A 7,701-nucleotide genomic window follows, 5' to 3' on the forward strand; every position below is an offset into this window, starting at 1 on the left:
GCCACGCGGCGACGAGCGGTCCGGTACGCAGGGGCGGACGGTCAGCCGGCGGTGGGCGTACCCGCCGGCCCGTCTTCGAGGAAGCGCAGCATGTGGTGGTTCAGCTCCTCGGCGAAGCTGTACGGCAGGTAGTCGGTGCGGATGGTGACGCGCAGGAGAGCATGGTCGACGCGGGGCAGCACCTCGACCGTGAGCCCGTTGGGCACCTCCCGGGCGTACGGGTCGACGACCTCCTCGGCCCGGCAGCCGGGCAGCTCCAGCGGCACCACCACGTTGTCCTGGAACACGAACGTCGGCAGGCTCGCGACCACCTCGCCGGAGAGCCCGGCGGCGGGATCGTCGGCGGTCTCCGCGAAGGGAACGTCCTGGGCCCGCATGAGATCGCGGATCGTCTCGTCGACCCGCAGGACCAGCTTGTCGTCGTGCGGCCCGTCGAAGCGCACCCGCACGCAGTTGAGGTTGAGCCGGGTGGTGAACGCGGAGTCGAGGACGCGGCTGCCGCGTTTGGCGACCACCATCAGCAGGGCGATGTCGTCCTGCTGATGGATGGCGCGCAGCGCCGAGGCGAAGGCCGCCACGAAGTAGCTGGAGCGGCTGAAGCGCTGGTCGCGGGCGGCCCGGTCCCAGCGGTCGAGCACCTCGGGGGTGACGGTGACGGTGTGGCCCGCCTTCGGTCCCCAGGCGAGGGCCTGCTCCAGGGGCGCGGTGGCCGGGCCTTCGCCCTGGCGGGGTAGGTCGCGTAGTTGTTCGCGCCAGTAGGTTCGTTGGGTTTGCAGGTCGGCGGCGTTGCGGAGGCGGGTGTATTCGTCGTGGGACTGGTGCAGTGTGGGTGCGGGGTGTGTCCAGGTGGGGGTGTGGCCGGTGTGTCGTGCGGTGTAGGCGTGGGTGAGGTCTCGGACGAGTAGTCCGTATGACCAGCCGTCGAAGGCGATGTGGTGGATGCCGATGCCGAACAGGATTCGGTTGGTGGTTTTGTTTCGGATCAGGGCGGCGCGCCAGTTGCGGCCTTGGGTGTAGTCGAGGGGTTGTTGTACTGCTTCGGCGAGTTGGTCGAGGGCGTCGTGTTCGGTGGCGGCGTCGGCGAGGAGTCGTAGCTGGGGCATGCCGGGGTTGGGTGGGATGATTGCGGTTGGTGGGTCGGTGCGCCGGTAGCGGGCGTGCAGGGCCTGGTGGCGGTGGTGGAGGTCGCCGAGGGCGGCCATGAGGGCTCGTAGGTCCAGTTCACCCTCGATCCACCAGGTGACCGGGACGACGACCTCCAGCGGCGACATCAGGCACTTCGCCACCTGCTGCGCGAGCGGGACCGGTCCCGGGCGCTGCCGGGCCTGTCCCGCGGTCGAGCCGGTGTCCGTACGGCGGGGGGCGGTGGCGAGCCACCGGGCCAGCTCGTGCGGGGTGGGGGTGCGGTGGATCTGCGAGACGGGCACCACCACGTCGGCGGCCTCGTCGATGCCTGCGGCGACGGCGGCGGACTGCAACGACGTGCCGCCGAGGTGGAAGAAGCTGTCGCGGGCGCCGACCCGCTCGATGCCGAGCACGCTCGCGAACACCTCCGCGACGAGGCGCTCGCCCTCGGTGGCCGGCTCGACGTACGGCACGCCGAGGTCGGGGCGCTGGGCGCCGGGTGCGGGAAGGGCACTCCGGTCGATCTTGCCGGTGCCGCCGAGGGGGAAGCGGTCGAGGCCGACGACGGCGGCGGGGACCATGTAGCTCGGCAGGTGGGCCGCGGCGTGATCGCGCAGATCGCCGGTGGCCGGGGTGCGACCGTCGCGCCCGGTGACGTACGCGACGAGCCGGGCCACGCCCCGGTCCTCGCGGCGGACGACGACTGCGGTCTCCACCTCCGGGTGCTGGGCGAGGATGCTCTCGATCTCGCCCAGCTCGATGCGGATGCCGTTGACCTTCACCTGGTGGTCCATCCGGCCGAGGATCTCCAGTGCGCCGGCGCTGTTCCACCTCCCCAGGTCGCCGCTGCGGTAGGCGAGCCCGCCGCCGTACGGGTCGGTGACGAACCGCTGGGCGGTCAGTTCGGGGCGGTTGAGGTAACCGTCGGCGACGCCAAAGCCGGCGATCAGGATCTCCCCGGGAACCCCGGCCGGCAAGAGGTCGAGGTTCGCGTCGACGACGCGGACCTGCCGGTTCGGCATCGGCCAGCCGATCGGCACGTACGCGCCACCCCACCCGGCCGACGCGTCGAACCAGGTGCACGCCACGGCGATCTCGGCCGGCCCGTACGCGTTGACCACCCGCGTGCCCGCCGTCAGCCACCGCTGGGCCAGCCGCGGCGGGACGGCCTCGCCGCCGAAGATGACGCAGCGGAGGCCGGGACAGGCGGCCGGGTCGAGCGGGGCGATGTTGGTGGCCGGTCCGAACGTGTGCGTGACGCCCTGGGTGTTGACGAGGTCGGTGAGCCGGCGCGCGTCGAGCAGATCGTCGCGCGGGCACACGACGACGCGGCCCCCGCCGGTGAGCGCGGCGAAGATCTCCCCGAACGCGGCGTCGAAGACCGGTGCCGCCGAGTGCAGCATCCGGCTGCCGGGGCCGATGGCGCACTCGCCGGTCATCCACGCCAGGAAGTTCGCCAGCCTCTCGTGTGACAGCACCACGCCCTTCGGCGTGCCTGTCGAACCCGACGTGTAGATGACGAACGCCGGCGCGTCCACCGGCACCGCAGGCAGATCCGCCACCGCACCGGCCGGTACCGCGGGCCAGCCGTCGTCCAGCGCCACCACCGTGACCCCGTCCCCGGCGGGAATCCGGGCCGCTACCGCACCGACCGTCAACACCACCCGCGCGCCGTGGTCGGCCAGCAGCACCCGCATCCGCTCCGCGGGCCACGACACGTCCATCGGCGTGTACGCGGCACCCGCCCGCAGCACGCCCATCGCCGCCACCAGCGACCACAACCCGCGCTCCAACGCCACGGACACCACGTCACCGGCACGGACACCCACCGACCGCAGGTACGCCGCCAGCAGCCCGGACCGGCGATCCAGCTCCCCGTACGTCAGCACCTCGTCGCCCGCGACACCCGCCACCGCCTCCGGCGACCGCCGCGCCCAGCTCAGCACGAGCTCGTGGATCGGCTCACCCGGCATCTCCCGCACCGGGCCGCGCCCCCACGTCAGCAACCGTTCCCGTTCCGCGGCGTCCAGCAACGGCAGTCGCGACAGGGCGACCTGCGGCGCCGCCGTCCCGGCGGAGACGAGCACCACCACCTGATCCACGAGTCCCCGCACGAACTGCGCGGAGAATCCCTCCACCGCGTAGTCCACCCGCAGCACGGACCCGTCCGCCGCCACGCGCACCACCATGTCGACGTCCACCACGGCCGGTCCCGTCTCCGCCACCGGACCGTCGGTGAACTCCACCGCCACCGGGTCCGGCCGGTCCGGGCCCGCCACCGGCGCCGTCCACGCCAGTCCCACCCGCGCCGCCAACTCCCCGAATCCCGGGTCGCCCGAGACGTCCACCCGCGCCACCGACCCGCCGGCCGGGGCCAGCCCGAGCACCACCTCGTCCTGGCCGGTCCAGCGGGCCAGGACCGCCACGAGCCCCGCCACCACGACGTGTCCGGCCGGTGTCACGCGCGACGGCCAGGCGGGAAGCACCCGGTGCACCGAGGCCGCCCGCGCGGGCCACACCGCCGGCCTCCGCAGGTCCCCCACGAGTTCCAGAGCAACCGCGCCGTCCGCGGCCTGGGCGCCATCGAACCCGACAGACAACAGCTCGACCTCCGATCGAAAGGGGACGACCGAAAGGCTCAGGGCCGCGACGATCGGTCAGCCGGGATGCCGTACGCCGGACGGCGGGGGTTGGCGCGAGGCGCGTCGACGGGCGGCACCGCTCGCGGGCCACCCGATCCGGTGCGCTGAGAGTGGCAACGACGAGCCGACGGGGCCCGACCATACGAAGCGCTGTGCGGTGACGTACACCCCTAGAGATCGGCACGTCGACCCCTAGCGCATCAGCCGGAGATCTCCTCCCCGGGCAGGCCCGGGACGTTTCGGCGGTGCCCGCCGGCCGCGTCGAGGCCGGGCCGGCGATGTGAGCTGGCAGGGGGCGTGGCCGTCGGAATCCGGGCACTCGACAGCGCGGGCTGCGACAGCGCCGTCCGGCGACTCCAGCCCTTCTGAAGAACAGCTTTTCGGTCAGCCCGAGTCGATGGCCGCGCTAGGAGTATCGGCGGCCTCGGCGGCGAAAGAGCCGTCCGCGTTCGCCTGTCTGGCCCATCCCGGGGCAGTGCATAGTGACTATGATCTTTCGATCATGACGCCGGTCGGTGGCTGGAAACTCGACCGCTGACCGGCGGTGTGCACCTCGCCGCCGCAACGCTGGCCATGAGCCAGCCGGCTTCCCGGCCGGTCCAGCTCACGACCGTCCGGTCGGTGCACGCGGCACGCCCGGCTCTCGCGGCCGAGCGGCCGTATCAGGACCGGGAGCCCACCCCTTCGGCCACGTTCTCCGCTGTTCGTGGCTGTGGCGCACCGGTTTCACCGCCACCCCGAGGCCCGCACCGGGCCGGCATGTCAGGAGACTAGATGCAGGCGCCCATCCAGGTACAGGTGTTCGCACACGACGGGGTGGTCCTGGCCCGACCGCCCGACCCGTCGGCCACCGCCGACAGCCCCTATCTCGCCGGCGCGGGCGCCGCTCTCCACAACGGCCTGGACATGATCACGGGTCTGCACCTGACCCTTCCGCACCAGTCGGCGGCGATCTGCAGCACCGGCTCCAGCGCGGACAAGTCGCTGCGTCTGCTCAGCCGGAGTGGTCTGAAGACGCCCAGCGACCTGCGGAAGTTCCGTTCCGGCGCGCAGGCGGTGCGGTACGCGCGGGAAGCCGTCGAGCGGGGCGAGACGCTGGAGTTCCAGTTTCCTCCGCATGACCCGCTGCTGCGGGCCGCTCGCGCCCGGGTGCCCGCGGATCTGGTCGCCCGCCTCAACAACAAGACCGTGCTGGAGACTCTGGTCGCGCCGGAGTACCTGCCCCGCCGGCAGGTCGCCACCCCCGCCGAGGTGCGCCGGATCGTGGCGCGGGACCGCCGGCCGGCGGTCATCAAACCGGCCGGGGTCGAGGTGTCCAGCGGAATTGCGATCTTCACCCGTCGGTTGGCGGACCGGCGGAACCGTTCCCTGTTCAACCAGTTGGAACAGGTGAGCGAGCAGTGGATCGTCGAGGAGGAGGTGCCCTTCCAGACGATCTGGGGTATCCAGTTCGGCGTGACCGAGAGCGGATCGGTGCACTACTTCGGATCGTCGGTACACCTGCCGCAGCCCACCTCGACGTGGGTCGGTTGTGTGATGGACGACGACCAGCCCCCGGAAGAGCTGGTCGAAGCGCTGACCGTAGGGGTCCGAAAGGCCAGTGAGCTCGGGTACCGGGGCTACTGCTCCTTCGACGCCGGGATCGGCCGCGACGGCGCCCTGCGGGTCATCGACCCGAACTTCCGGGTCAGCGGGGCCACCACCTCGCTGCTGCACCGCAGCTCGCTGCTGGGCCGGCATCCGTGCGCCATGACCACGTTCTTCTCACTGGCCCCCGGCGTCGACGCCGAGCCGATCCTCGCGCCGTTCATCGACCGGGGGCAGTTCGTCGTGTTCATGCACCACGACCCGGCGGAGACGGACAACGGCCCGCTGCCGGCGACCATCGTCGGCATGGTCGGGGCCGCGGACCGGTACGCCTGCGGCGTGCTGGTGGCGCAGATCCAGCGGGCCCTGGGCACCTGACGCGCCGGTCCGGGGCTCGGCTCCGGCGGCTCGTCATCCGTTCGCCGGCCCGGCCGCCCCCGCGGCGCCGGCCGGCGAACGGGCACCCGGCGGTGTCGGCCTCACATGCCGGAAAGTGCGGTACGCACAGCGGCCTCGGGGACGCGGGCGACCAGTTCGACTCCGCCCGGTCCGTCCAGGACGAAGGACAGGCCCGAGGTGGCCTTCTTGTCCCGGCGCATCAGCGTGATCAGCTCGTCGTGGTCGACGCCGCCGGGCAGCGTGGTGTCGAGCCCGTAGCCCGCCACCACGTCGTGGTGCTCGGCCACCCGGTCGGCCGGTATCCGGCCGAGGACGCCGGCCAGCCGGCCCGCGAAGACCGTGCCGACGCCGACCGCCTCACCGTGGCGCAGGCCGAAGTCGGTGGCCCGCTCCAACGCGTGCCCGAGCGTGTGGCCGTAGTTGAGGATGTGCCGCAGGCCGGAGTCCCGCTCGTCCGCGGCCACCACCCGGGCCTTCAACGCCACCGACGCGGCGATCTGCTCCGCCACCGGCCGGTCACGCAGATCACCGGCGCCGATGAAGTGCGCCCGGGCGATCTCCCCGTACCCGTTGCGCCACTCCCGCTGCGGCAGCGTCCCCAGGTGCTCGGTGTCGCAGAGCACCGCCCGGGGCTGCCAGTACACGCCCACGAGGTTCTTGCCCTCCGGCAGGTTGACGGCGGTCTTCCCACCGACGCTGGCGTCCACCTGGGCCAGCAGCGAGGTCGGCAGGTGGATCACCGGTACGCCCCGGTGGTAGAGGCCGGCGGCCAGCCCGACCACGTCCGTGGTGGTGCCGCCGCCGCACGAGACCACCGCGTCCGTCCGGGTCAGCCCGAACTCGGCGAACGCCCGGCAGAGCTGTTCCACAGTGGTCAGGTTCTTATCGTGCTCGCCGTCGCGGGCCGGCACCACCCGGTGCGGCACGCCCGGGTCGGGCGTCCACTCCGGTGGCCGGGCCGAGACCACCACGACCCGCTGGGCGCCGATCCGCGCCACCTCCGCCGGGAGCCGGTGGCGTACGCCGGGACCGATCAGCACCGGGTACGACCGTTCCCCGAGTGCCACCTCGACGCGGGCCGGCTCGCTGGCGGGACGGTCAGGTACCGGCGTGTGCATGTGGTTGCTGCCTCCTCTGCGGAACGCGGGCCGGCGCGGTCGCGGCCGGGCTGCCCCGCACCATCGACAGGCGCAGCGCCAGCGCGGCCAGCGAGTCGACCTCCGGCCGGATGCCCCACCGATCGTGGGTGAGCTGCGCGTGGTGCGCCAGCAGGAACCCGGGAGGCGCCGTCGGGTGGTCGTGGCCCACCACGTCGGTCACCCGGTCCAGGTAGCGCTGCCACGCCACTGCCACGTCCCCGCCCAGCGGTAGGTCACCGGCCGACAGGACGATCTTCTCCGCCCCGGCGTCGGCCTGCGCGGCCAGGTCCCGCCGCTGCGCGCCGGTGAGCCGCTGGCTGCGTTCCTGCCAGTGCAGGAACAGGAACGCCAGGCGGTCGGCCGCCGGCATCAGCCCGGTCAGGTGCCGCAGGTGCGCCACGGCCAGCGGCAACTCGCCGCCGGCCAGCCAGGGCACGTCGCCGCCGAGCAGGGTGAGGGCCAGTTCGCTGCCCGCGAACGCGAGCGGGCCGCCCCGCGCGGGGTCGCGCACGACGTACCGGTCCTCGGCGAGGGACGCTCCCGGGTCGTACGCGAGCAGTCCCGCCCGTACCGCGTCGAGCGCGGCGGGGGCGGCATGGAAGCCGAGGCTCAGCCGCCCGGCGGGGGAGTCCTCCGGGTCGAAGAACCAGTCCATGCCGGGATCGGCCCGGCGGGCGGCGGCGACCAGCCCGGTCAGGACGGTGCCGACCAGCTCGGTCAGCCGCGTGCCCGGGCAGCCGCCGGCCGGTACGGCCGAACGGGCGAACAACCAGCAGCGTTCCAACGACGGCACCTCGGCTGACGGGCGG

The 7,701-nt window shown here is 73.1% G+C and carries 4 protein-coding genes; 1 reads left to right on the forward strand and 3 read right to left on the reverse strand.

Annotated features, from left to right (window positions below):
• Positions 1-41: 41 nt before the first annotated feature.
• Positions 42-3,725, reverse strand: a complete 3,684-nt coding sequence (locus tag A4R25_RS02265) for an amino acid adenylation domain-containing protein (protein WP_064445419.1) — start codon at positions 3,723-3,725, stop codon at positions 42-44.
• Positions 3,726-4,541: 816 nt separating this feature from the next.
• On the opposite strand from A4R25_RS02265, the gene A4R25_RS02270 reads away from it, so the two are divergent.
• A complete protein-coding gene (locus A4R25_RS02270; protein WP_064445420.1) occupies positions 4,542-5,732 on the forward strand; it encodes a hypothetical protein in 1,191 nt (396 codons plus the stop codon).
• A 101-nt stretch (positions 5,733-5,833) separates the two neighbouring features.
• Here A4R25_RS02270 and A4R25_RS02275 read toward each other — a convergent pair whose 3' ends face one another.
• Together A4R25_RS02275 and A4R25_RS02280 are read right to left on the reverse strand one after the other, a co-directional pair.
• Complete coding sequence (locus A4R25_RS02275) at positions 5,834-6,871, reverse strand: 3-dehydroquinate synthase (protein ID WP_043329873.1); 1,038 nt, start codon at positions 6,869-6,871, stop codon at positions 5,834-5,836.
• Positions 6,852-7,685 (reverse strand): hypothetical protein, encoded by an 834-nt coding sequence (locus A4R25_RS02280; RefSeq protein WP_231915406.1) that lies wholly within the window; start codon positions 7,683-7,685, stop codon positions 6,852-6,854. The genes A4R25_RS02275 and A4R25_RS02280 overlap by 20 nt, the downstream gene beginning before the upstream one ends.
• Positions 7,686-7,701 lie beyond the last annotated feature (16 nt).

The organism is Micromonospora sp. NBRC 110037, assembly GCF_001652995.1.
GTDB lineage: Bacteria > Actinomycetota > Actinomycetes > Mycobacteriales > Micromonosporaceae > Micromonospora > Micromonospora chalcea.

Coding starts and splice junctions, on each gene's coding strand:
- A4R25_RS02275 (WP_043329873.1), bottom strand. CDS start 6,871: ATGCACACGCCGGTACCTGACCGTCCCGCCAGCGAGCCGGCCCGCGTC.
- A4R25_RS02270 (WP_064445420.1), top strand. CDS start 4,542: ATGCAGGCGCCCATCCAGGTACAGGTGTTCGCACACGACGGGGTGGTC.